Below are 23478 nucleotides of genomic sequence, written 5' to 3'. Positions count from 1 at the left end.
ACACTAATTTTTCTTTTTACTTACAGGTGTCTTTTTATATACCCGCTTTTTGGCTGGGTTCATAACGCCTGTTTTTTTAACAGGTGCCTGTTTACCTGGCTTAACTTTTACCAGCTCTATATCAAATATCAGTGTGCTGTATGGCGGAATATCCTGTCCGGCGCCCTTTTCACCATAGGCCAGGGTCGATGGAATAATAAATACCGCTTTTGAACCCTCGTTCAGTAACAACAGGCCTTCGTCCCATCCTGGAATTACCTGCCCCTGGCCAACCACAACGCTTATGGGTTCATATTTACGACCGGGTTGCGTTAACCCCGCGCTTTTAGCATCGGCTTCAATGCTGGAGTCAAAAACTTTGCCATTTAATATACGGCCTGTGTAATTAACCAGCAGTGTATCACCAGCTACGGGTTTATGTTTTACCGATGGCTGCTTGATCACATATTTTAAACCGGATGCTGTTGTTGTAGCATTTATCTTGTTAGTGGCCAAATAACTGGCTGCTGCTGCCGACTCATTGTCTTTCAACTTCTGGGCTTCCGCTTTTTTCTCGGCGATGGCGTCATTCAGCGATTGCACCTTTTCAATTTTGAGGATGAAAGTTAAAAAACTGCCTTTGGGAAAAAACGGCGGACGCGCCTCTTCATGGCCTTTAAAAATCGAATCGGTAGGTACTTTAACCAGCGCGCTGTCTTTAGCTGCCAGCAACGGGAATACCTCCATCAGATCGCCTACGTTTTGCGAAGGCTGTATTTGCGCCTGCACCGGCTTACCTGTTTTATAAGTGCTGTATAAAACTGAATCTTTATCGGTAGTTTGGATAAAGTTGAAAGTAATTACATCGTTCTGTTTTGCTTTTTCGCCCGGGTTACTGGTAAGTATCTTGTACAGTGCACCATGGTCTGTTCGCTTCAGATCAGTTGCTTGCTGGGCCTGTACGCTTACGGCAAATAAGGTTAGCAAAGGCAGCAGGAAATAAATAGGATGTTTCATAAGCAATAAAAAAGCCTTTTTGCCCGCGGGCAAAAAGGCTGTGGTCAATTTCTTTTAATTATTTAGCTGCAGGCGGTGTTAATTGCGGAGCAGCCGGTTTTGGAGCATTTGGATTAGGGTGTACCACATTTACCATCTCCATTTCAAATACAAGTGGCGTATATGGGCCGATAGGGCCAATTCCCTGGTCTTTGTAAGCAATGTCAGACGGGATAATGAATATCGCTTTTGCTCCTTTGTTCAACAGTTGCAAACCTTCGTCCCAACCTTGTATTACTTTGGCCTGGCCAACAGGTATACGGATAGGTGCAAACTGACGCATTGGGTCAACCGGCAGTTTTTCTTTGGTTGCTACTTCTTTTACGCTGGTATCAAATACTTTTCCGTTAACCTGTTTACCAGTATAGTTTACAACCGCGGTATCACCAACCGCAGGTTTATCGCCTGTGCCCGGGTTTGTAATTACATACATTAAGCCCGATGCTGTTTTTTCAACCTTTAAATTATGATCAGCAATATATTTTTTGATCTTAGCAGGCTCCTCTTTCTTTAATGCTTCGCCTTCTGATTTGATATAATCCATAACGCGACCGCGGAAAACCTGCTCGTTAAGTGATCCTTTGGCAATTACCTTCTCAATTTTTACCTGGAATACCAAATATTTACCTTTAAAGCCCGGAGGACGTTGCTGACCTTTTTTAAACAGCGTATCGGCAGAAATTTTAAAGGTAGCGCTATCGCCTTCGCCAAGTAAACCAATACCTGCAACAATATCACCCTTTGCCTGTGCTTTAGGCATTGCTGTACGTGTTGGCTGGCCGCTTTCATAAGTACTGTTTAATATGGAATCACCATCGGTTTTAACCACCATATTTAAACTTACAAAATCACCCTCCTTTATTTTGGGGGCACCCTTTGAGGTGTGAATATTATAAAGCAAGCCGCCTTCTCCCTGTTTAAACCCACCATTGCAACTTGCTAAACCGATAGCCGCAAGAGCCAAGAACATTAATTTTCTTTTCATTTTTACTGTTTTACTGTATTAATAGTTTTTTATATTCGGGTAATATTAATTTAAACTGTTGTATAACCTGTTCAAGGTTTCCATCCGAGTAACCTCCCGCCGCGTTGCGGTGGCCGCCGCCGCCAAAATATTTTTTACATATCTCATTGGCCGGAAATTCGCCTTTTGAGCGCAGGGAAAGCTTTACCTTATCCTTCCGCTCCACTATAAATGCAGCCAAACGGATGCTGGCCATTGATAAAGCATAATTCACTATACCTTCAGTATCACCTGTATCAACGTCAAATTTTTCAAGATCGTCTTTACTTACCGCTATTATAGCTGTATTATATTCAGGCAAAACTTCGAGGCAATTGGCCAGGCAATGCCCTAAAAACCTGAGCCGGTTTTCTGATGCGCTGTTATACACCAGCTCATGTATGCGCCAGTTAACCGCGCCTGCATCAATCAGGTTGGCCACTATGCGGTGCACCGCCGAGGTGGTGTTAGGCAGCCTGAACGATGCTGAATCGGTCATGATACCGGTATACAGACAGGTAGCTACGTCTTTATTAATCAATTCGGGCTGATGCAGTTCATTAACAATAAAATCATAGATCAGCTGGGCTGTAGCGCAGGCATTGATGTTCCAGTGCCTGTAATCGTCAAAATCCTCGGGTTCAAGGTGATGATCGATCATGATCTTAAAAGCCCTGCTTTCGCCTACCAGCATACCCATTTCATTGATACGGCCCAGCGCATTAAAATCAAGGCAAAATATTAGTTTTGCATCCGCAATTAAAGCTGCCGATTTTTCTGGTTGTTCAGTATAAATGATAACATCCTCATTACCGGGCATCCAGCTCAAAAAATCAGGATAATCTGTAGGGGTGATCACTTTTGCATGATGGCCTTGCTGTATCAGGTAATTATACAAACCCAATGAGGAACCCATAGCATCGCCATCAGGTTTATGATGGGTGGTGATCACTATTTTTTGTGGTTGTTCTAACAGGTCTTTAAGCGCAGCTAAATCTAACATCAATTTTAAAAAAGAGTTGCAAAGCTAAATAAATAAATTAAATACAAACCATCTTATTTAATTCAAAACGCTTTATGTTACAGATGTAAAATCTTATTTTTGCGCCAATCTTAAAAAGCGATAATGAAAACTAACAGAACTTTCACCATGATTAAGCCTGATGCTGTTGCAAACGGGCATATTGGTGCAATTATAGACAAGATTACCAAGAGCGGATTTAAAGTGATCGCGCTTAAATACACTTCATTAAGTCCGGAAAAAGCAGGTCAGTTTTATGAGGTTCATAAAGAACGCCCTTTTTATAAAGACCTGGTTAATTTCATGTCATCGGGACCAATTGTAGCCGCTATACTTGAAAAAGATAACGCTATTGAAGATTTCCGTAAACTGATAGGTGCTACCGATCCATCAAAGGCCGAAGAGGGTACCATTCGTAACTTATTTGCCAAGTCAATTGAAGCAAATGCGGTTCATGGTTCAGATTCTGACGAGAACGCGGACATTGAAGGCAACTTTTTCTTTTCGGCTTTCGAAAGATTTTAATCATTAGCTAATTTACAGGTGTGGTTCAGTTAATTACACCTGTAAATAATTATTTTTTTGCTTTATCCAATTTACGTTTTGTAATTTTACAACAAAAGGGTTTAAAGTTAATTACATGAAACGGTTTCTGAAAAGTATCATATATCTGCTGCTCATAGTATGCTTAAGCGCAGCAACCATATTACTTTATAAAGCTCACCCCGAAGTTCAGCTTGCGTTCATCATCCCCGGCATATTCATTTTTGCCTACTCTATTATTAATGATGACATAGGCGTAAAGCAAAAATTCCGCTTTTCTAAAGAAAAATAACTTCTTCAACCAGTATACAGTTAGCTTTTTCGTTTATCTTTTCCACTATCTGCGCACGCATCATCATTAGTTCGTTTTTTATTACTGATGACTCTATACGTAAAAATAATTTTTTATCGCGGATAAACAGTTCTTTGGTACGGTTAGCCACCGGCTTTCCAACCAGCTCGGGCCAGTACGCTACAACAGCGGTTTCATCAAAGCGGCGTTTAATTTTATAAACGTTCAGCATTTGCTCAATAGCATCTTTTATTGATTTATCATTAGCTCTGCGCATCAATTGTTCCTCCTGTTACTTTAAATAGTTTTACATCCACCGCTATCTTGTTAAAAACATTTTCAACCCGGCTTACACTGGTGTCAGTAATAAATACCTGCCCAAAATCATTATTCGACACCATTTTCATCAGCTTGGTAACCCGCTCTTCATCAAGCTTATCAAAAATATCATCAAGCAGCAGCAGTGGTTTAAACCCTTTTTGCTGGTATAAAAATGTATACTGGGCCAGCTTAAGTGAAATTAAAAAGGATTTTTGCTGTCCCTGCGACCCAAATTTTTTCATAGGCATGCCATATATGCCAAATTGGAGGTCGTCTTTATGGATGCCTGCCGTGGTACGCTCAAGCACCCGGTCGCGCTCCATGTTTTTTTTTAGCATGGCCGCAAAATCCTCCTGCAATAATTGCGACTCATAAACCAGTTCAACCTGCTCGGCGCCATCACTTAAAAAGCTGTAATGTTGATTAAAAATATTGGTGAAATGTTCCATAAAGGCCTTACGCCTTTCAAAAATGCGGTTGCCGGAGTTTGTTAATTGTTCGTCAAGCACCTCCAGCAAACCCGGATCATAACGGCCGGTTTCGGCAATGTGCTTTAAAAGCGCGTTACGGTTGGCTAATACCTTATTATAGGTAATGAGTTCGTCAAGGTAATGGTTATCCGTTTGTGATATTACATTATCAATAAACTTACGGCGCTCCTCGCTCCCCTCCGTAATAATACTGGTATCGTATGGTGATATCATAACCAGTGGCAACAAGCCAATATGGTCGGCCAAACGCTGGTAATCTTTTTTATTCCGCTTAAACTGTTTTTTTTGGTTGCGTTTAACAGAACATGCCACCGCCTCGGTGTGTTTGTTTTTATTGAAAACACCGGTGATAATAAAAAAATCGGCACCCTGTTTTATTTGCTGACTATCAATAGGGTTAAAATAGCTTTTGCACAATGACAGATAATGAATGGCATCGAGCAGATTAGTTTTACCTGCGCCGTTGTTACCGGCAAAAGCATTTACCCCCGCGCTAAAAACAAGTTCGGCCCCCTCATAATTCTTAAAATTGATAACTGACAGCTGTTGCAAATACATACGGGAAGGCAAATTTAGGCAATTAGTTCTTCGCTATCTTTATTAAATTTCCACAATCAGGCGCTTTTTATACTTTTTGTAAACCTGATAAAACCTGATAGCTAATACCTAACAAAACCACCCAGTTTGTGATACCGCTTTAAAACCTGCCCTGTCATTTGCAGTTTTAACACAGATGCTGTTAGCTGTATTAAAATCCCGCTTTTTGCCTGGGATTAACAGGCCAATCAAAACTTTAATTATTTAATTTAAAAGCTATTGCCAGAAATTATGAAAACCGTAACTTTGCAAACTTAATTTTGTAACAACAATGTCAAAAACCCAGGCGAATACCAAGGTTGCATCATCAGAAAATACTTTTGGGCAGAGCAGTAACTTTGTACGCGAGAATCAAAAAAGCCTATTATTTATAGGTGGGGCCATCATAGCCCTTATTGCTATTTATCTTTTATATCTGAAGTTATATTTGGGTCCGCGCGAAATTACCGCTGCCGATCAAATGCACGTTGCGCAGGATTTTTGGGCAAAAAAAGACTGGGACAAAGCTATTAAAGGTGATGCCAGCTATCCTGGTTTTGAGAAAATCATCAGCGAATACAGTAATACAAAAGCTGCCAACCTGGCTTATTTTTATTTAGGTACAGCTTATTTAAACAAAGGCGAATACCGTAAAGCTATTGATAATTTAAATAATTACCGTGGCGACGACAGCATGGTAGCTGCTGAAGCTTTAGGTGGTGCAGGTGATGCTTCTGTTGAATTAAAAGACTACGAAAAAGCAATTTCATACTTTAACAAGGCCGTTGATAAAGCAAAAAATAAGTTTTTATCACCGTTTTATTTAAAAAAGCTTGGCTTGGTTTATGAAGAGCAAAAAGACAATAAATCAGCAGCTGAAGCCTATAAAAGGATAAAAACAGAATATCCGGAAAGTGCCGAAGCACAAAATATTGACGAATATATAGCACGCGCGGAAGCGAAACAATAATCTGTATTTCGGATGCGGAATTTCGATTTCGGATTTATAAATTGGTGATTCACCTATATAAATCCGAAATCGATTTTTTTTAAATAATAATTCCGAAATCAGATAAATTTTAAATCGAAAATCTCAAATCCGAAATACAATATATATGGCTACACAGCTTAAAAACTTATCTGATTTTTCGAACACCGAAATACCTTCGGCACAGGCATACCGTTTTGGCATTGTTGTAGCCGAATGGAATGCCGAGATTACCAATGCCCTTTATCAGGGAGCCTACCAGAGCCTGGTTAACAACGGCGCCCTGCCCGAAAACATTTTTACCCACGCTGTGCCCGGAAGCTTTGAATTAACGTCAGGTGCCGATCTGTTGTTAAAAACCGGCAAATTAGATGCTGTTATTTGCTTAGGCTGCGTTATACAGGGCGAAACCCGCCATTTTGATTTTATTTGCAACGCCGTGGCAAATGGGGTAAGTAATGTTGCTATAAAATATTCAAAACCTGTTATATTTGGCGTATTAACCACTGATAACCAGCAGCAGGCTATTGACCGTGCGGGCGGTAAACATGGTAATAAAGGTGACGAAGCTGCCATTACAGCCATAAAAATGGCTAACCTTGCCGAAACATTAAATAGCTGATTTACGTTAAACTGTTTAATTAAAATGAAAAAATTTATTTACATAGCGCTTATAGCCTTAACAGTTGGCAGTGTGGTTTCATCATGCTCCAATAAATTATGCCCTGCTTACGGATCTTATCCAAAAAGCCGGCGTTAACAGGAAAATGTCATTTTTTATTTTCGCTAAAAACTATGCGCGTTTTTTATGTTATAATTACGTTATAGCATTGAACACTATATAATTATCTTTTATGAATTGGATTTCGTTGGAGTCGGCAGATCAATTGAATAGCATTAAACAGCACCAGGGTTATAGCCTGATTTTTAAACACAGCACACGCTGTTCCATCAGCATGATGGCTAAAAGGCGTTTTGAACTTGATTGGGAAGATCTTCCCGCAGACATGCCGCTTTATTTTTTAGACCTCATTACTTACCGCGACCTATCCAGGCAGGTTGCCGAAATATTCCAGGTAAACCATGAATCCCCACAGTTATTACTGATCAAAGACGGCGAATGCATCCTTGACCAGTCACATGGCGGTATCTCTATCGAAGAAGCTCTATCGGTTTTAGCTTAACAGGCATTTAATCAGTAAATTATTATTTCATACCCGGGGTATTTTCCGGGTAGCTTTATTTTACTGACATGTTCATGTCAGCGTTCACGAGCGTTCATGATGTTCACCGTGAACACTTATACCCGGGGCTCAATTATAATTTATTCGTAAAACTTAGGTTAAGGCCCATAAAGGGTTATTTTGTTTTTAACTACATTTGCATTATGATTGATTTACCGGTAGTTCCTGCTGTTAGCCAGCCACAGCGTAAACCTGATTGGCTCAGGGTTAAGCTCCCTATTGGAAAAGAATATACTCACGTACGCAGTTTGGTTGATGAGCATAAGCTACATACCATTTGCGAAAGTGGTAACTGCCCCAATATGGGCGAATGCTGGGGGGCAGGTACCGCTACATTTATGATACTGGGCAACATTTGTACCCGCTCCTGCTCGTTTTGCGCGGTAGCAACAGGCAGGCCTTTGGCTGTTGATGTTGACGAACCCAACCGCGTGGCTACATCGGTAAAGCTGATGCAGGTAAAGCACTGTGTTATTACATCGGTTGACCGCGATGACCTTAAAGATGGCGGCTCCATTATTTGGGCCGAAACCATTAACGCCATACGCCGCGAAAGTCCCCAAACTACATTAGAAACCTTATTGCCCGACTTTAGGGGTAACTGGGACAATCTGGCCCGCGTTTTAGAAACCCGGCCCGAAGTAGTATCTCATAACCTGGAAACAGTACGCCGCCTCACAAAGGAGGTACGCATACAGGCCAAATATGACCGCAGCCTTGAAGCACTGAAGCACACATCCGAAGCAGGCCTTCGCACAAAATCAGGCATTATGCTGGGCTTGGGCGAAACCGAGGAAGATATATTAGAGGCAATGGATGATTTATTGACCGCCGGTGTACATATCCTTACTTTAGGGCAATATCTGCAGCCAACACGCAACCACCACCCGGTAGTTGACTGGATACATCCCGATCAATTTGCCCGGCTCAAACAAATTGGATTAGATAAGGGTTTTAGATATGTAGAGAGCGGCCCGTTGGTTCGTTCATCTTATCATGCAGAAAAACATCTGTTTGATATATAATATTTCCTTTATACATTCATCCGGTTGAGTAAAAAACATAAAATATCGCTTACAGAAGAGCAACTGGTACTTTCACTGAAGAACCGTGAAAAAATTGCTATTGAAGCGTTATATGACATGTATTCGGCTTCACTATACGGCATAATATCACGCATCATTACTGATACAGCTATTGCCGAGGATGTTTTACAGGAAACCTTTGTAAAGATCTGGCACTCCTTTTCAAGTTACAGCGCCGAAAAAGGCCGCCTGTTTACCTGGATGGCTAACATTGCGCGCAATCTTGCAATTGACAAGATCAGATCAAAAGATTTTAAAAATCAGAATAAAAACCAGGAGATTGAAAATACCGTAACTTTTATTGATGAACAAAGGAACACGGTTTACAAGCCTGAATTAATGGGTATTAAAGATCTGCTTGAAACTTTAAAACCCGAACAAAAATCAATTATCGACTTAGTGTATTTTAAAGGCTATACACATGTTGAAGCCGCTGATGAATTAGGCATTCCGCTTGGAACTATCAAAACACGATTAAGGATGGGCATACAACAACTCAGGAAATATTTTAATTGAAGTAGTGGAAGATATAAAGGCATATATTGAAACAGGGATATTGGAACTTTACGTTCTAGGGGATGTAACCCCTAACGAAAGGTTGCAAGTGGAGGAGATGGCCCAAAAGCATCCGGCCGTAAAAGCCGAACTTGATGAAATTGAGCGGTCAATGGAACTGTATGCCAGGGAAAATGCGATTAATCCACCAGATAGTTTACGTAACCGCGTATTAGGCAGCACCCTCACCAATTTTGGCGATGATAACAATTTCACTGCCGCACCACACCGCGAAGAAAATAATTCATACGAAACTGGGGAAGATGTAATAACCTTACCTGCGCGTAAGGAAAACAGTTTTTATAAATACGCATTTGCAGCAAGTTTGGCCTTATTAATAGCAAGCACAATTGCATTGGTAAACGTTTACAATAAACTGCAGCAATCAAATGGGCAATTGGTTGCCATGCAATTGCAAAACCAGCAATTTGCCAGCAAGGTAAATTTAATGGACCGGGAATTGAGCATCTTTCATGACCCTTCTTTCAAATTGCTAAAACTGCAGGGAACTGCCAAAACGCCCGCCTCAGCCGTAACCATTGCATTTAGCCGGGCAAAGAAAAAAGTAATGATTGATATGGGCAATGTTAAGCTGCCTCAAAATGACAAAGACCATCAATATCAGCTTTGGGCAATGGTTGGGGGCAAACCTGTTGATCTTGGTGTTTTTGATGCTTCAGCCGACTCTACCCACATGAAGGAAATGAAGTCAATTGCACTTGCTGATGCCTTTGCCGTAACGCTTGAGCCAAGGGGCGGCAGTGTTAACCCAACAATGGATCAAATGGTAGTTTTAGGCAAATTCTGACCGTCCTCACCTCACAGCTTTCCTGCGAATTTATTACTTTGATCATATTGACCCGCCGGGCTGGCCATGATATATCGTATCTTTTTTAGGAGTTTTTAAGCGCTTTTATATACTATTGAGGTTGTTTTACGTTATTTATAGAAACAAAAGAACACTTTATGGTGTTATTTAACAATTATTTAACTAAAAAATACCTCAATTATTCTTTTTTTTGTAACTATTAGGATAGTTCGAGCGTCTTATGTTTAGTTAGATTAAAAAAACCTGATTTATATCATAAATCTAACATTTAAAGTTTGAGTATTTAGTTCTTTATAAGATCAGTTAATAGTTAATAAAAAACGGTTGTATAATACTTGCAACCGTTTTTTTTATGCCAATAATTTTGCCATAGTAACGGGCAGGTTGGCAGCAAGCTTACCCGGCAGAACAACATTCAGCCGGTTTGGTAATGCTAATTCGTCGCCTGCTTTGCCGTGTACATACACCCCAATAAGGCACGCCTGCAAAGATGTGTATTTCTGACCCAGCAACGCCGCAACAATGCCGGTAAGCACATCACCCATTCCTCCCGATGCCATAGCCGCATTACTGGTCGAATTAAAATAAGCCTTACCTTCCGGCGATAGCGTTATGGTGTAATCATTCTTTAAAACTATATAAACCTGTAGTTTGCTGGCCTGCTCCATTCCTGTCTGCAGTCTTTGCCACCAGCTTTTATGTTCGCCAAACAAACGGTCAAACTCTTTCATATGCGGGGTTAAAATGCTGCCAGGAGGCAATTGTTGTAAAAGCGTTTTATTCTCGGCCAATAAATTGAGCGCGTCGGCATCAATAACTATTGGTTTTTTGTAATTTTTTATAACAGCCGATAACAAGGCGGTTGCGTCTTCGCCTTTGCCCAGGCCCGGTCCAATGGCTATCGAGCTAAATTTATCCCACTCAATCTGGGGCTGTTCATTTTCACTACGGATAACAGCCATAATTTCGGGCAGGTAACTATTTAAGGCAGTAAGCCCGCTTTGCGGCACACAGGCGGTAGTTAAGCCAGCGCCCGCATGGGCCGCTGCCGACGCACAAAGCAGCGCCGCCCCCATTGTTTTTTCCTGCCCTGCAATAATAAGTGTATGCCCGTAAGTACCTTTGTTGCTAAACCGGCTCCGCGGCTTTAGCGTGCTTCTGATATCCTTTTCTTCAACAAACTGGTACAATGAATTTAATGTTTGCACATATCCCTCACTTATACCAATGTTCACTGTTTCCCAGCTTTTAATATGCGGGGCCGATTCAGGCAACAAAAAATTGATCCGCGCTTGTTGAAAAGTGATTACCAGGTTGGCATTGATCACCGTGGCACCGGGCAATATTTCTGCATCCGAAAAAAATCCGGTAGGCACATCAACAGCAACCACTGTTCTATGAAGGTCATTGATATATTTAACCAGGCGCTCATAGTCGTCTGTAAGGGGTTTGTTCAATCCGCTGCCCAATAAAGCATCTATAATAATCGCGCTATTTTCGTCAGGCAGTTCATCACCTTTATTTATTTCAATTACCGGTATGCTGGTCTGCTTTAATCGCTCCAGATTAATAGTGAAATCATCAGACACCCTGTCACTGAAGCGCGCTATTTTAACATATATTTTTTTGTACTGATGCCCGCCTAATAGCCTGGCTATAGCCAGGCCGTCGCCGCCATTGTTACCGGTGCCGCAGTAAAAGGTTATGGATTCTCTCTTATCGGGAAAATGATTGATGAACCAGCCAACAAATGCTTTGGAGGCACGTTCCATCAAATCAACAGAAGTGATAGGTTCATTGGCTATGGTATAAGCATCGGCCTGACGTATTTGTGCAGAAGTAAGTAATGGCAGCATATCATTCTAAAGTATGGAATTATATGTTTTGTTTTGTAAAGTTGTTAACCCGGGAAACTAAATTTACCCATCAGCACGGCTGGGTTATTGCCAATAGCTACAGGCTCGCCGCACAAGGCTTCGTTACCCAGCAGGGAAAATAGTATAGCCTCTTTTGCATCCGGGTCAATTCCCAGGCCGGTGGTATCTGCAATGGATGCGTTAGTAAAGGCCTGCTTTAAATGAGCCATCACAAAAAGATTTTTTGCACCGCCGCCGCTTACAAATATGCCCGGTTTATCAACCCTTACGTTTGTTTTAATAAAGTTTTCAATAGCCACGGCGGTAAACATACTCAATGTACATACCAGGTCCTCACTCTTTATATGTTCAGTTCCTGTGCGCAATTGCGCTTGCTCTACATAGGTTAAGCTAAACAATTCGGGGCCGGTAGTTTTAGGGGCCGCTTCTTCAAAAAAAGGATGGTGAAGCAGTGCCCTTAGCAGATCCTCATTTACATTGCCCTGGTATGCAATCATCGAATCCTGATCATAAGCTTTGTTAAAATACTTTCGGCAGGCGGCATCTATCAATGTATTTCCCGGGCCAACATCTGTACACAAAACCTTAGCCGCATCGCCATCGGCCGGTAAATAGGTTAAATTAGCTATACCGCCGATATTCAGCAATATCCGGTTCTCGCCCGGCTTGCCGCCTAAAAGCACATCGCCATACAGAGCTAAGGGTGCCCCCTCCCCGCCAGCCGCAATATGTTTTTGCCTGAAATCACTGATGGTCAGGATGCCGGTTTTTACGGCAAGATGGTCGCCATCACCAATTTGCAGGGTAGCATTGGGATAATCAGCCCGCTGGTGCAGCCTTTTAGGTGCATGATATATAGTTTGCCCGTGGCTGGCTATAAAATCAACAGTATCTGCGTTTATGCCCCAGCCTGCAAGCGCTTCTAAAACCAATTCGCCGTGATAATTGCCTATAAAAGCATTTAACAGGGTTATCTGTTCCAGGTCGGCCATTTTGCGGGCAAAAACCCTTTGCACTTCATCTTTAAAACTTTGCGGGTAAGGTATGGTAACAAATTGCAACAACCCAAATTGAGTTTGGGTGCCATTGCCGGTAAAGCTGCATAAGGCTATATCAAGGCCATCCAAAGAAGTTCCTGACATTAAACCAACACCTGTTTTAGTAGTTTTTTGGGCAATATTAAAAAGCCGCTGCAAATTTTTGTTAAACGATAGCATAGGCTTAAGTTACCATTTGTTGCGCGTTTATGAAAGTTAAATTAATAGCTGCACTATGTAAATATCTGATATATTTGTTTGAACAAGCACAAACTTATTAATACTGATACATGGCCCGATTAAATTTATTGGAAGAGACCCGGTACGAGAAGCTGCCGGTAAGCGTTTATGGCAACCAGCAGGAAGCATCCGTGGCGGTAGCCGGCAGGATAGCCAAACTGATACGGGATAAGCAGGCCCGCGGCCAAAAAGCCGTGCTTGGGCTGGCTACCGGTGTTACCCCCATCGGGGTGTATGCCGAACTGGTACGCCTGCACCAGCAGGAGGGCTTGTCTTTCAGCAACGTGATCACTTTTAACCTTGATGAGTATTATCCCATGAAGCCCGATGCTGCTCAAAGCTATGTGACCTTCATGTACGAGAACCTCTTTAGCCATGTGGATATCGATAAGGCCAATGTGCACATCCCCGATGGCACCCTTGACCAGGAGGCCGTGGCTGCCTTTTGCCTGGCTTATGAGCATAAGATCGAGGAGCTGGGCGGGCTCGACCTGCAGATCCTCGGTATCGGCCGTACCGGTCACATCGGTTTCAATGAACCGGGGTCGGCCCCTAACTCGGGTACCCGCCTGGTGACCCTGGATGACCTTACCCGCAATGACGCCTCCCGCGATTTTGGCGGCAAGGCCAATGTGCCTACCAAGGCCATCACCATGGGCATCGGCACCATCTTTAAGGCTCGCGAGATCATCCTGATGGCCTGGAGCAAAAAGAAGGCACCGATCATCAAGAAAGCCGTGGAGGGCGAAATGTCGGGCGATGTGCCGGCTACTTACCTCCAGCTGTCTGACCATGTGGAGTTTGTGCTGGATGTGGATGCTGCTTCTGAGCTTACCCGGTTTGATACCCCATGGCTGGTGAAGGACTGTTCCTGGGATGACCAGCTCCTGAAAAAGAAAGCGGTGATCTGGCTGGCCGATACCATCGGCAAACCGGTGCTGAAACTGACCGAGGAGGATTACAACAACCATGGCATGGCGCAGCTGGCCGTGGAGCAGGGGCCGGTGTACAACATCAATATCGATATCTTTAACCAGATACAGCATACCATTACCGGATGGCCCGGCGGAAAGCCCGATGCCGATGATTCCCAAAGACCGGAAAGGGCCCTGCCGGCCAAAAAACGGTCCATCATCTTTTCTCCGCATCCTGATGATGACGTGATCTCCATGGGCGGTACTTTTATCCGCCTGGTAGACCAGGGTCATGAGGTGCATGTGGCTTACCAGACTTCGGGCAATACCGCCGTTTGGGATGATGATGTGCTGCGCTACATGGAGTTTGCCATTGATTTTACCAACAGCATTGGCGAGGATACGGGCCACCTGCAAAAGCTTTATGAAGAAATGAGGGCTTTTTTCCCGCAGAAACAGCCAAACCAGATCGATACCCGAGAGATCCGCAACGTGAAGGGTTTTATCCGCAAGACAGAGGCGATCTCCGGCGCACGGTACGCCGGGCTGCCTGATGACCATATCCATTTTATGGCCCTCCCTTTTTATGAGACCGGCAAGACCAAGAAGAACACCGTGGGCGAAGCGGATATCCAGCTCACCATTGACCTGCTGCAGCAAATAAAACCACAGCAGATCTTTGCGGCCGGTGATTTTGCCGACCCGAACGGCACCCACCTGGTTTGTTTTAACATTATCCTGGCTGCCCTGGAACGCCTTAAACCTACCGAGGAATGGGTAAAGGATTGCTGGCTGTGGATGTACCGTGGGGCATGGCATGAGTTTGAAACTTATGAGATCGAAATGGCCGTGCCGCTTTCGCCCCAGGAGGTGATCCGCAAGCGCAACGCCATTTTTAAGCACCAGTCGCAAAAGGACCGCCCGGTGTTCCCCGGCGATGATGCCCGCGAGTTCTGGGTGCGTGCCGAGGACCGTACACGCGATACGGCCCAGCGCTATGACCGCCTCGGCCTTGCTGAATATGAAGCCATGGAGGCCTTTAAGCGTTATCAGTTTTAATCTATGCCATTGCTGTGGCAATCTCAGGTGCTTTGTTATCAGCTGGCGCATTTAAAGCCTTACGAAGTTTTGAAAACTTCGTAAGGCTGTTTTTCATCCCATTGTTTGTGTCCTCACAAACGATCTTCATAAATAGAAAAATTGCTTGTGTGGACACATGCAATGGATAGTTTGTTAGAAATTGCATGTAAGGACACCTGCAATAGATAGTTATCAGAAATAATGAATGCAAAAAGCATAATAGAAAAGCCAAACAGACTTCTTTCTCTTGATGTTTTTCGTGGCGCTACCATTGCCGCTATGATCCTGGTTAACGACCCGGGCGACTGGGGCCACATATACCCGCCGCTGGAACACTCTAAATGGAATGGTTGTACACCTACCGACCTGGTATTTCCCTTTTTCCTGTTTATGGTTGGGGTAGCTGTGGTTTATGCTATGGAAAATAAAAAGGCTACCATGCCGCATGGCAAACTATTGCTGAACGCGTTACGCCGTACGGTGATACTATTGCTTATTCCATGGATCACACAGCTTATTTTTCATCCCGAAGGAGGATTAGCTCATTTGCGTTTGCCTGGGGTACTTCCACGCATAGCCCTGGTTTACTTTATCTGTACTATCCTCTACTTAAAAACATCGCAAAAAACCCGCGACTGGGTATTCGCCTTCGCTCTGGTTGGTTACTTTATCATCATGACCTGTATCCCTGTACCAGGTGTGGGTTACGCCAACCTGGAACCCGAAACCAATATGGGCGCCTGGATTGACAGGCTGGTATTTACCACCAATCACCTCTGGCGCGAATCACATACCTGGGACCCGGAAGGCTTATTGGGTACCCTGCCCGCTGTTGCCACCGGGTTGTTTGGTATACGGGTTGGTAGCTGGCTAAAACGTAAAGACCGCGATGAAAATGTAAAAGTGAGCTGGATGTTCACTTATGGGGTATTAGCAGTTGTAGCAGGTTTGATCTGGGACCTGTTCTTCCCCATTAATAAAGCCCTATGGACAAGCTCATTTGTGTTATACACCGGCGGACTGGCCACCATTGCACTGGCGCTTAGCTATTGGCTTATTGATGTGCAGGGCCGTAAAAGGTTTACCTATTTTTTTGTTGTGTTTGGAGCTAATGCCATTACCGCCTATGTGCTCTCTGGTTTCATCCCTCATTATATGGGTATGATCAAAATTGGCGGGGTATCACTTTATCAAACTTTGTTTGTACCTTATTTTTCGCCTGTTAATGCATCATTGGCAAGCGCCATATTTACTGTAGCTGTATTGTGGCTGGTGATGTGGATATTCTACGTTAAAAAAATCTTTATCAAAATATAAACATGAAACTAAACCTAAACCTTATCACATTTATTACGCTATTCTTTTTATCGGTTACCGGTATCAAAGCGCAAACAGCAGCGCCTGCAATAACAGCAACACATCTTAAAGCAGCCCAGGATTTTTTAATCGCCACCAATGTAAATAATCAATTTGGCAGTGTTATGGATAACATGATCAAATCGTCAAGCGCTCAAATATCAGAAGAACATCGTGCCTCATATTTAAAAGTAATGAATACTTTCATCACTAAATATTTTACATGGGATGCGCTTAAAGATAAGATTGCAGCCCTGTATGCTGCCGAATTTACCGAAGATGAACTTATAAAGCTGTCGGCATTCTACTGTACGCCGCTTGGAAAAAAAGTGAGCTCAAAACTCACTGTATTAACACAAAAAGGAATGCTTATTGGCCAGCAGGCTGTCGCCGATCACCGTCCCGAACTGGAGCAAATGATGAAAGATGAATTTCAGAAGGATACTGCTCCTGCTGCAAAAGAATAATTAACATTTGGCAGCTTGTAACTAATAATTTCGTTTTGCATCTTAGCATAAAATATCCTAATTAATATGAAATTAAACCTAAAGCTTTCTGCGGTTGCTCTGGCTTTGATCATTGCTTCAGGCGGCGCTTTTGCACAAGTTAAAAAAAGACCGGCTCCTGCATCTAAAAATAAAGCTACGGCTGCCCGGGTGCCGGCAAAAGCTGATGTACTTCCGGTTGATAAGCAGGTGATCATAGGTAAGCTGCCAAACGGATTAACTTACTACATCAGGCAAAACACTGAACCTAAAAACAAAGCAGACCTATACCTGGTAAATAAAGTCGGTTCGGTTTTAGAGACTGACGACCAGCAGGGTCTTGCTCACTTTACCGAACATATGGCCTTTAACGGCACGCGTGATTTCCCCAAGAACGCGATGGTTGATTACCTTCAAAAATCGGGAGTAAAGTTTGGCGCCGATCTTAATGCCTATACTTCATTTAACGAAACCGTGTATCAGCTGCCCATACCATCTGATACTGTTAAAATTTTCGAGAATGGCTTTAAAATACTGGCCAACTGGGCAGGTTATGTGAGTTTTGATCCGGCGGAGATAGATAAAGAACGCGGCGTTGTTTTAGAGGAAGAACGTTTACGCGGCAAAAACGCTCAGGAGCGCTTACAGCACCAGGTTTTACCTGTATTGCTTAATAACTCGCGCTACGCTTTGCGCCTGCCGGTAGGTAAGGAGGATATCCTTAAAAACTTTAAACCCGAAACTATTAAAGGTTTTTACCATGACTGGTACCGTCCGGACCTGCAGGCGGTAATTGCTGTAGGCGACTTTGACCCTAAACGGGTGGAGGAGCTCATTAAACAAAACTTTTCGCAGCTGCAAAATCCGCAAGCAGAAAAACCACGTGTAAAATATACGGTGCCGCCAACACAGGGTACCGCTGTTAAAATAGCTACGGATGCCGAATTTCCGTACACACTGGCCCAGATTGTTGTAAAACATCCTGGTACGGTTACCAAAACCACTACAGATTATATGCAGCAAATGAGGGTGCAGTTATTCAACCGGATGCTTAACGCACGCCTGGATGAGCTGCTGCAAAAGCCTAAGCCACCGTTTTTATACGGCCGCTCAAACTATAGTAGCTTTATAGGTGAACAGGATGCGTTTACTTCCATTGCTGTTGCCAAGCCCGGCGAACTGGAAGGTGCCCTGAAAGCCGTTGTGGCCGAAACCGAACGCGCACGTAAATTTGGGTTTACACTTACCGAACTGGAACGCGCCAAACAGGATGCCCTGGTACAAATGGGCAATGCTTACCGGGAAAGGGACAAAACCCGTTCTGTAAATTTTGTACAGGAATACCAGCAAAACTTTTTAACCGGCGAAGCCATTCCGGGTATTGAATATGAATATAGTTTTTATGTAAATAACATCAGCAAAATAACTGTTGCCGAAATGAATGCCATGGCAGGCAAATTCATCAGCGATCAAAACCGAGTAGTTATTGTTGAAGCCCCCGACAAGGAAAAAGACAAGCTTCCTGACGAAAAAACGTTATTGCAATGGATAAGCACCGCTGGGCAAAATGTAACCGCTTATGTTGATAATGTGTCGTCAGACCCATTGTTGAGCAAACTGCCCGAGGGCACCAAGGTTACCGCTGAAACAAAGGATGATGCCATTGGCACCACTACCTTAACATTAGGTAATGGCGTAAAGGTAATTTTAAAGCCAACCGAATTCAGGAATGATCAGATACTTATAAACGGTTATGCTTTTGGAGGCATATCCTTAGCAAGCGATGATGATTTTACTTCGGCAAACCTGGCAGCTTCCATCATCAGCAACAGCGGTATTGCCCAGTTTAATCAAGGGCAACTGGATAAAAAACTGGCCGGCAAAAACGTAAGTATCTCGCCATATATCGCCGAAGTAACACAGGGTGTATCCGGCAGTTCATCACCAGCTGATTTTGAAACTGCAATGCAATTGATCTACCTGTATTTTACGCAGCCGCGCAAGGATAAGGATATCTGGCAATCGCAAATTGATCAAACCCGTTCTTTACTGGCCAATCGCGGGCTCGACCCGGTAAGTGTTTTTCAGGATACCGTAGGGGCTGTTTTAAGCAATTATAATTTCCGTTCAATGGTAACCACTCCGGCAAGGTTAAACGCGGCATCGCTTGATAAAGCTTATGATTTTTATAAAAGCAGGTTTGCTGATGCCAGCGGTTTTACCTTTACCCTTGTAGGTAATTTTAATGTAGAAACCATTAAACCTTACCTGGAGCATTATTTAGGCGGCCTGCCATCAACCAACAGCAAGGAAACCTTTAAAAACCAGGATATACATCCCCAGCCAGGACAGGTTACCAAAATTGTGAATAAGGGTGTAGGCGAAAAAAGCAGCGTGCAATTGGTTTTTAATGGCCAGTATGACTATAACGAAGCTAATAACTTACAAATGGATGCCCTGGAAGAGGTTTTAAACATTAAACTGATAGAACGCTTGCGCGAGCAGGAAAGTGGTGTTTATGCGCCTGGTGTAAGGGCTGGCTACCACAAAAACCCAAGCGGCAGGTACTCTATTACTGTTTATTTTGGATGTGCTCCTGAAAATGTGGATAAAATGATCAACGCTACATTGGAAGAAATAGCCAAGATTAAGCAAAATGGCGCGCAACCAGCCGACATTCAAAAATTTGTTGCTAAAGAGGCCCGTTCAACTCAGGAACAGTTGAAAGAAAACGTTTTCTGGGCAGGCTACCTGGCATCTTCATCACAAAACCAGGAAAACCCTGATCAGATATTGAGCCATGTAAGCAACCTTAGCCAGGTAACGGTACAAAGCACCAAAGATGCCGCCAACAAATACCTGAACGATAAAAATTTCATCAAGCTGATATTGATGCCTGAGAAAAAATAGAGTTTTTCTGTCCGCACAACACGCCCAGCCTCAAGAGAGGTTGGGCGTGTTTGTTTTTAAATAGCTTTAGTAGTAATTAGTGCATGTTCAAATAGGCTGCCGCCGTATCATGTGCTTTATGAACCACTATGGCAATGCACTTGCCGCTTGCGTTTATTTCAAAAGAAATCCCTTTATCCGTATCGGTATAAACTTGTACCTTGCCATCCTCGCTCTTATAATTGCTGGTTGGTTTAAGGGTGTACTTTTTCTCTATTTCATCTTTTACAGCTCCTGTACTTATGCCATCAGTTGTTTTAAATTCGGGCGAAGTAACCAGTATCTTTCGAATATGGCTTACGGCTTCGTCTTTGCCACCCATATTGTGATGCGAGAAAATACTTATCCGGTAACCGGTTGTGTTATGTTTTGTGTACCATACCATCAGCGCACTGCCCATGGCAGCGTCAGAGCTATCGGGTTTACCTAATTGTTTTATAATATTGGCCACATCGTCATTTAATATAATATCACCAATTCCTTTACCCGGGATGATCAGTTGGGAAGCAACCGTTGTTTTGGTAGCAGTTGTATCTGTTGATGCCGGGCTTTTTGCAACAGTATCATCCAGTAAGGGCTGCCTTACGGTACTATCTGCGCTTTGAGCTGTGGTATTAGCGGAGTTTTGCTTTGGAGTGGTTTGATTACAGGCGCATAAACCCGCGCTTAGTAACAATAATATAAGGCCGTTTTTAATCATATATCAACATAACAGTATTATATTTATTTTGTTGGCGGGTGGTATTTACCTAACCAAATTAGTATTAATTTGTTGAACAAAATAATGACAAAAGGCCAACAGATTATACAGCAATGGTACAGGCAAAAAAACTGGCAGCAATTCGCATTTCAGCGGGAAATGGAAGCCGCCTATCTTTCGGGTTATTCCGGCCTGCTCAATGCGCCAACCGGAAGTGGTAAAACGTTTGCCTTGTTCTTACCTTTCTTGGCCGGTTTTATTAATAAATATCCCGACACCTACACCACACAAAAAAACAATGGCTTGCTCATGCTGTGGATCACCCCGTTGCGGGCGCTAACCAACGATATCAGGAAAGCCATGCAGGAGGCCTGCGACGAAATTGGCCTGCCCTGGCACATTGCCACCCGTACCGGTGATACACCAGCAGCCGAAAAGCAGGCCCTCAAAAAAAAACTTCCGGAAGTGCTGCTTACCACACCAGAGAGCCTGCACCTGATGCTGGCCCAAAAGGAATATCCAAAAATGTTTGGCAACCTGCAAATAGTAGTAATTGACGAATGGCATGAGCTGTTAGGTACCAAACGGGGTGTACAGGTGGAACTGGGGTTATCAAAGTTGAAAGCATTAAGTGTGGGGATCGGGGTGCGCGATGCGGGGAACGAGGAGTATGGGTTGGATGAAAACAAAAACACCATAATTGACCACCCACCCCGCACCACGCATCACGCACCCCGATCTCCAGAGTCCCGCACCCCACTAAAAATCTGGGGTATCAGCGCTACCATTGGCAACCTGGAACAGGCTGCTGAGGTTTTGTTGGGCAATGATTTTCCTTCCGAAAAGATAAAAATGATAAGGGCCAATCTGGAGAAAAAGCTCGATATACGATCTATCATCCCCGATAATGTAGAGAACTATTCTTGGGCCGGGCATATCGGGTTAAAACTGCTGCCACAGGTAATGGAGATTGTGGCCCGCAGCAAAACCACGCTGATATTTACAAATACCCGTTCGCAATCTGAAATTTGGTACCATGCCATTTTAGATAATTACCCGGAATATGCCGGTATTATGGCCATGCACCACGGCTCGCTTGATAACGAGTTGCGCAACTGGGTTGAGCAGGCATTACATGCCGAGGCATTGAAGGTTGTAGTGTGCACCTCAAGCTTAGACCTCGGGGTTGATTTTCGGCCGGTTGATACGGTTATTCAGGTGGGCAGCCCTAAAGGCGTGGCTCGTTTTATGCAGCGGGCCGGACGAAGCGGGCATCATCCCGGTGCGGTATCAAAAGCTTATTTTGTACCCACGCATTCCCTTGAGCTGTTGGAAGGCGCTGCGCTGAAAGCAGCCATTAAAAAGGGCATATTTGAAAGCCGAGACCCCATGCTGCTTACCATGGACGTGCTCATTCAATATATGGTTACGCTGGCTGTATCAGATGGTTTCAGGGCCAATGAGTTGTTTAACGAGATAAAAAGCACCTACGCCTTTGCCGATATTACCCGTAACGAATTTGATCAGTTGCTTGATTTTATTACCAGCGGCGGTAAAACTTTGGCACAATATGATGAATTTTTAAAAGTAGAGGTCGAAAATGGTTTATACAAAGTGAACAGTCGCCGGGTGGCCATGCGCCACAGGCTTAGCATTGGCACCATAACCAGCGAGTTGAGCGTACGCGTAAAATGGCTGAGCGGCGGCAGCCTTGGCACTATTGAAGAATCATTTATATCGAAATTAAAACCCGGTAATACATTCTGGTTCGCGGGGCGCAGCCTGGAATTTATCAGAGTAAAGGAAATGACGGCCTATGTAAAAAAATCAAACTCCACCAAGGGTATTATCCCCAGCTGGAATGGCGGGCGCATGCCTCTATCGTCGCAACTGGCTGCGGTATTCAGGGATAAGCTGGATGAAGTTGCGCATGGCGTAGAAAAAGATGAAGAAGTTATAGCCCTTAAACCCTTGTTCAATTTACAGCAGGAACTATCGCACTTGCCTCAAAGCAATGAGTTCCTGATCGAGTCGTTCAAATCACGCGAAGGCCATCACCTGCTATTTTACCCTTTTGAAGGACGGCTGGTACACGAAGGCATGGCATCGCTGCTGGCTTTCCGCATCAGCAAAATAAAACCGGCGAGCTTTTCTATCGCCATGAATGATTATGGTTTTGAATTGCTTACAGACGATGATATCCCCATTGAAGAGATCCTGGAAGATGCCGGCTTTTTTTCGATAGATAACCTGTTAGACGATATTCAGCACAGCTTGAACGCCAACGAAATGGCGCGCAGGCGTTTCAGGGATATCGCTCATATTGGCGGGCTGGTATTTACGGGGTATCCCGGGCAGCAGGTAAAAAACAGGCACCTGCAGGCATCCACCTCCTTATTGTTTGAAGTTTTTAGTGAATATGAACCCAATAACCTGCTGGTAAGACAGGCCTACAACGAAGCGCTTGCTTTTCAGCTGGAAGAATTCAGGTTAAGGGCAGCGTTGCAGCGTATTGCTACACAAAATATCATCCTGAAAGTGATAGAGCGTCCAACCCCATTTGCCTTCCCCATCATGGTTGACAGTTTGGGCAGGGAGCGGCTTACCACCGAAACACTGGAAGAACGCATAGCAAAAATGGCCCGCAGCTATGGGGCAGAAGGTGTTGCAGAACCTGCAGAACGGAGGAACAGAAAACCGGGGATCACGCGAAAGAAAGGGTTTTAGTTCGCTACTTAAAATATGTACAGCATAGAGATTCCTTAGTATTCAAATGATGCACTCATTATTCTTCTCCTGAAAAATACGTCTACACCTCTGAAATTTGTATATCTGACCATAAATTAACCCGAGGTTT

The 23478-nt window shown here is 43.7% G+C and carries 21 protein-coding genes; 13 read left to right on the top strand and 8 right to left on the bottom strand.

Translation table 11 applies throughout. From position 1 onward, the window contains the following. Window positions 1-3 precede the first annotated feature (3 nt). The 3 genes from J2W55_RS11405 to J2W55_RS11395 are packed head-to-tail and all read right to left on the bottom strand — an operon-like array spanning window position 4 to window position 3041. Window positions 4-996: an FKBP-type peptidyl-prolyl cis-trans isomerase gene (locus J2W55_RS11405; protein ID WP_310095727.1), complete on the bottom strand. Its 993-nt coding sequence runs from the start codon at window positions 994-996 to the stop codon at window positions 4-6. 58 nt (window positions 997-1054) lie between these two features. Further along, window positions 1055-2020, bottom strand: a complete 966-nt coding sequence (locus J2W55_RS11400; protein WP_310095726.1) for an FKBP-type peptidyl-prolyl cis-trans isomerase — start codon at window positions 2018-2020, stop codon at window positions 1055-1057. A gap of 10 nt (window positions 2021-2030) precedes the next feature. Continuing rightward, window positions 2031-3041 carry a DHH family phosphoesterase gene (locus J2W55_RS11395; protein WP_310095725.1) on the bottom strand — a complete coding sequence of 337 codons (1011 nt, stop codon included), beginning with the start codon at window positions 3039-3041 and terminating at the stop codon, window positions 2031-2033. Window positions 3042-3164: 123 nt separating this feature from the next. Here J2W55_RS11395 and J2W55_RS11390 point away from each other — a divergent pair, with 123 nt between their 5' ends. Continuing rightward, complete coding sequence (locus J2W55_RS11390; RefSeq protein WP_310095723.1) at window positions 3165-3584, top strand: nucleoside-diphosphate kinase; 420 nt, start codon at window positions 3165-3167, stop codon at window positions 3582-3584. Window positions 3585-3699: 115 nt separating this feature from the next. Continuing rightward, entirely contained in the window at window positions 3700-3894 is a 195-nt protein-coding gene (locus tag J2W55_RS11385; RefSeq protein WP_310095721.1) for a hypothetical protein, read from the top strand. Here J2W55_RS11385 and J2W55_RS11380 read toward each other — a convergent pair. Further along, window positions 3881-4171 (bottom strand): DciA family protein, encoded by a 291-nt coding sequence (locus tag J2W55_RS11380; protein WP_310095719.1) that lies wholly within the window; start codon window positions 4169-4171, stop codon window positions 3881-3883. The genes J2W55_RS11385 and J2W55_RS11380 overlap by 14 nt on opposite strands. Beyond that, window positions 4158-5264 carry a DNA replication/repair protein RecF gene (recF, locus tag J2W55_RS11375; protein WP_310095717.1) on the bottom strand — a complete coding sequence of 369 codons (1107 nt, stop codon included), beginning with the start codon at window positions 5262-5264 and terminating at the stop codon, window positions 4158-4160. The genes J2W55_RS11380 and recF overlap by 14 nt, the downstream gene beginning before the upstream one ends. A gap of 310 nt (window positions 5265-5574) precedes the next feature. Between recF and J2W55_RS11370 the strand changes: the two genes are divergently transcribed. From J2W55_RS11370 to J2W55_RS11345, 6 genes are all read left to right on the top strand, one after another. Next, window positions 5575-6252 carry a tetratricopeptide repeat protein gene (locus tag J2W55_RS11370; RefSeq protein ID WP_310095715.1) on the top strand — a complete coding sequence of 226 codons (678 nt, stop codon included), beginning with the start codon at window positions 5575-5577 and terminating at the stop codon, window positions 6250-6252. A gap of 145 nt (window positions 6253-6397) precedes the next feature. After that, complete coding sequence (gene ribH / locus J2W55_RS11365) at window positions 6398-6892, top strand: 6,7-dimethyl-8-ribityllumazine synthase (RefSeq protein ID WP_310095713.1); 495 nt, start codon at window positions 6398-6400, stop codon at window positions 6890-6892. Window positions 6893-7124: 232 nt separating this feature from the next. Then, window positions 7125-7454 carry a bacillithiol system redox-active protein YtxJ gene (gene ytxJ, locus J2W55_RS11360; RefSeq protein WP_310095711.1) on the top strand — a complete coding sequence of 110 codons (330 nt, stop codon included), beginning with the start codon at window positions 7125-7127 and terminating at the stop codon, window positions 7452-7454. Window positions 7455-7657: 203 nt separating this feature from the next. After that, on the top strand, window positions 7658-8539 hold the full coding sequence (gene lipA / locus J2W55_RS11355) for a lipoyl synthase (RefSeq protein ID WP_310095709.1): 882 nt from the start codon (window positions 7658-7660) through the stop codon (window positions 8537-8539). A 24-nt stretch (window positions 8540-8563) separates the two neighbouring features. Further along, window positions 8564-9115 (top strand): RNA polymerase sigma factor, encoded by a 552-nt coding sequence (locus tag J2W55_RS11350; protein ID WP_310095707.1) that lies wholly within the window; start codon window positions 8564-8566, stop codon window positions 9113-9115. Window positions 9116-9119: 4 nt separating this feature from the next. Then, complete coding sequence (locus tag J2W55_RS11345; RefSeq protein WP_310095705.1) at window positions 9120-9962, top strand: anti-sigma factor; 843 nt, start codon at window positions 9120-9122, stop codon at window positions 9960-9962. Window positions 9963-10333: 371 nt separating this feature from the next. Here J2W55_RS11345 and J2W55_RS11340 read toward each other — a convergent pair whose 3' ends face one another. After that, window positions 10334-11839, bottom strand: coding sequence for an NAD(P)H-hydrate dehydratase (locus J2W55_RS11340; protein WP_310095703.1), 1506 nt, complete (start codon window positions 11837-11839; stop codon window positions 10334-10336). A gap of 44 nt (window positions 11840-11883) precedes the next feature. Continuing rightward, a complete protein-coding gene (locus tag J2W55_RS11335; RefSeq protein ID WP_310095702.1) occupies window positions 11884-13002 on the bottom strand; it encodes an anhydro-N-acetylmuramic acid kinase in 1119 nt (372 codons plus the stop codon). Window positions 13003-13187: 185 nt separating this feature from the next. Between J2W55_RS11335 and nagB the strand changes: the two genes are divergently transcribed. From nagB to J2W55_RS11315, 4 genes are all read left to right on the top strand, one after another. Continuing rightward, entirely contained in the window at window positions 13188-15110 is a 1923-nt protein-coding gene (nagB, locus tag J2W55_RS11330) for a glucosamine-6-phosphate deaminase (protein WP_310090697.1), read from the top strand. A 222-nt stretch (window positions 15111-15332) separates the two neighbouring features. Continuing rightward, window positions 15333-16448 (top strand): acyltransferase family protein, encoded by a 1116-nt coding sequence (locus tag J2W55_RS11325; protein WP_310095700.1) that lies wholly within the window; start codon window positions 15333-15335, stop codon window positions 16446-16448. A 2-nt stretch (window positions 16449-16450) separates the two neighbouring features. Beyond that, a complete protein-coding gene (locus J2W55_RS11320) occupies window positions 16451-16954 on the top strand; it encodes a DUF2059 domain-containing protein (protein ID WP_310095698.1) in 504 nt (167 codons plus the stop codon). A 66-nt stretch (window positions 16955-17020) separates the two neighbouring features. Beyond that, window positions 17021-19882, top strand: a complete 2862-nt coding sequence (locus J2W55_RS11315) for a M16 family metallopeptidase (RefSeq protein ID WP_310095697.1) — start codon at window positions 17021-17023, stop codon at window positions 19880-19882. Window positions 19883-19958: 76 nt separating this feature from the next. On the opposite strand, the gene J2W55_RS11310 is transcribed toward J2W55_RS11315, so the two are convergent. Then, window positions 19959-20621 (bottom strand): hypothetical protein, encoded by a 663-nt coding sequence (locus J2W55_RS11310; protein WP_310095695.1) that lies wholly within the window; start codon window positions 20619-20621, stop codon window positions 19959-19961. An 84-nt stretch (window positions 20622-20705) separates the two neighbouring features. On the opposite strand from J2W55_RS11310, the gene J2W55_RS11305 reads away from it, so the two are divergent. After that, window positions 20706-23348 carry a ligase-associated DNA damage response DEXH box helicase gene (locus J2W55_RS11305; RefSeq protein WP_310095693.1) on the top strand — a complete coding sequence of 881 codons (2643 nt, stop codon included), beginning with the start codon at window positions 20706-20708 and terminating at the stop codon, window positions 23346-23348. The last annotated feature ends 130 nt before the right edge of the window (window positions 23349-23478 follow it).

Source organism: Mucilaginibacter pocheonensis, from assembly GCF_031456535.1.
GTDB lineage: Bacteria > Bacteroidota > Bacteroidia > Sphingobacteriales > Sphingobacteriaceae > Mucilaginibacter > Mucilaginibacter pocheonensis.
The sequence above is the reverse complement of the archived record's forward strand: the minus strand, read 5'-3'. Positions and strand labels throughout refer to the sequence as shown.

Coding starts and splice junctions, on each gene's coding strand:
- ribH (WP_310095713.1), top strand. CDS start 6,398: ATGGCTACACAGCTTAAAAACTTATCTGATTTTTCGAACACCGAAATA.
- J2W55_RS11405 (WP_310095727.1), bottom strand. CDS start 996: ATGAAACATCCTATTTATTTCCTGCTGCCTTTGCTAACCTTATTTGCC.
- J2W55_RS11315 (WP_310095697.1), top strand. CDS start 17,021: ATGAAATTAAACCTAAAGCTTTCTGCGGTTGCTCTGGCTTTGATCATT.
- J2W55_RS11385 (WP_310095721.1), top strand. CDS start 3,700: ATGAAACGGTTTCTGAAAAGTATCATATATCTGCTGCTCATAGTATGC.
- J2W55_RS11390 (WP_310095723.1), top strand. CDS start 3,165: ATGAAAACTAACAGAACTTTCACCATGATTAAGCCTGATGCTGTTGCA.
- recF (WP_310095717.1), bottom strand. CDS start 5,264: ATGTATTTGCAACAGCTGTCAGTTATCAATTTTAAGAATTATGAGGGG.
- J2W55_RS11325 (WP_310095700.1), top strand. CDS start 15,333: ATGAATGCAAAAAGCATAATAGAAAAGCCAAACAGACTTCTTTCTCTT.
- J2W55_RS11320 (WP_310095698.1), top strand. CDS start 16,451: ATGAAACTAAACCTAAACCTTATCACATTTATTACGCTATTCTTTTTA.
- J2W55_RS11370 (WP_310095715.1), top strand. CDS start 5,575: ATGTCAAAAACCCAGGCGAATACCAAGGTTGCATCATCAGAAAATACT.
- nagB (WP_310090697.1), top strand. CDS start 13,188: ATGGCCCGATTAAATTTATTGGAAGAGACCCGGTACGAGAAGCTGCCG.
- J2W55_RS11400 (WP_310095726.1), bottom strand. CDS start 2,020: ATGAAAAGAAAATTAATGTTCTTGGCTCTTGCGGCTATCGGTTTAGCA.
- J2W55_RS11310 (WP_310095695.1), bottom strand. CDS start 20,621: ATGATTAAAAACGGCCTTATATTATTGTTACTAAGCGCGGGTTTATGC.
- J2W55_RS11395 (WP_310095725.1), bottom strand. CDS start 3,041: ATGTTAGATTTAGCTGCGCTTAAAGACCTGTTAGAACAACCACAAAAA.
- J2W55_RS11335 (WP_310095702.1), bottom strand. CDS start 13,002: ATGTCAGGAACTTCTTTGGATGGCCTTGATATAGCCTTATGCAGCTTT.
- J2W55_RS11305 (WP_310095693.1), top strand. CDS start 20,706: ATGACAAAAGGCCAACAGATTATACAGCAATGGTACAGGCAAAAAAAC.
- lipA (WP_310095709.1), top strand. CDS start 7,658: ATGATTGATTTACCGGTAGTTCCTGCTGTTAGCCAGCCACAGCGTAAA.
- ytxJ (WP_310095711.1), top strand. CDS start 7,125: ATGAATTGGATTTCGTTGGAGTCGGCAGATCAATTGAATAGCATTAAA.
- J2W55_RS11380 (WP_310095719.1), bottom strand. CDS start 4,171: ATGCGCAGAGCTAATGATAAATCAATAAAAGATGCTATTGAGCAAATG.
- J2W55_RS11340 (WP_310095703.1), bottom strand. CDS start 11,839: ATGCTGCCATTACTTACTTCTGCACAAATACGTCAGGCCGATGCTTAT.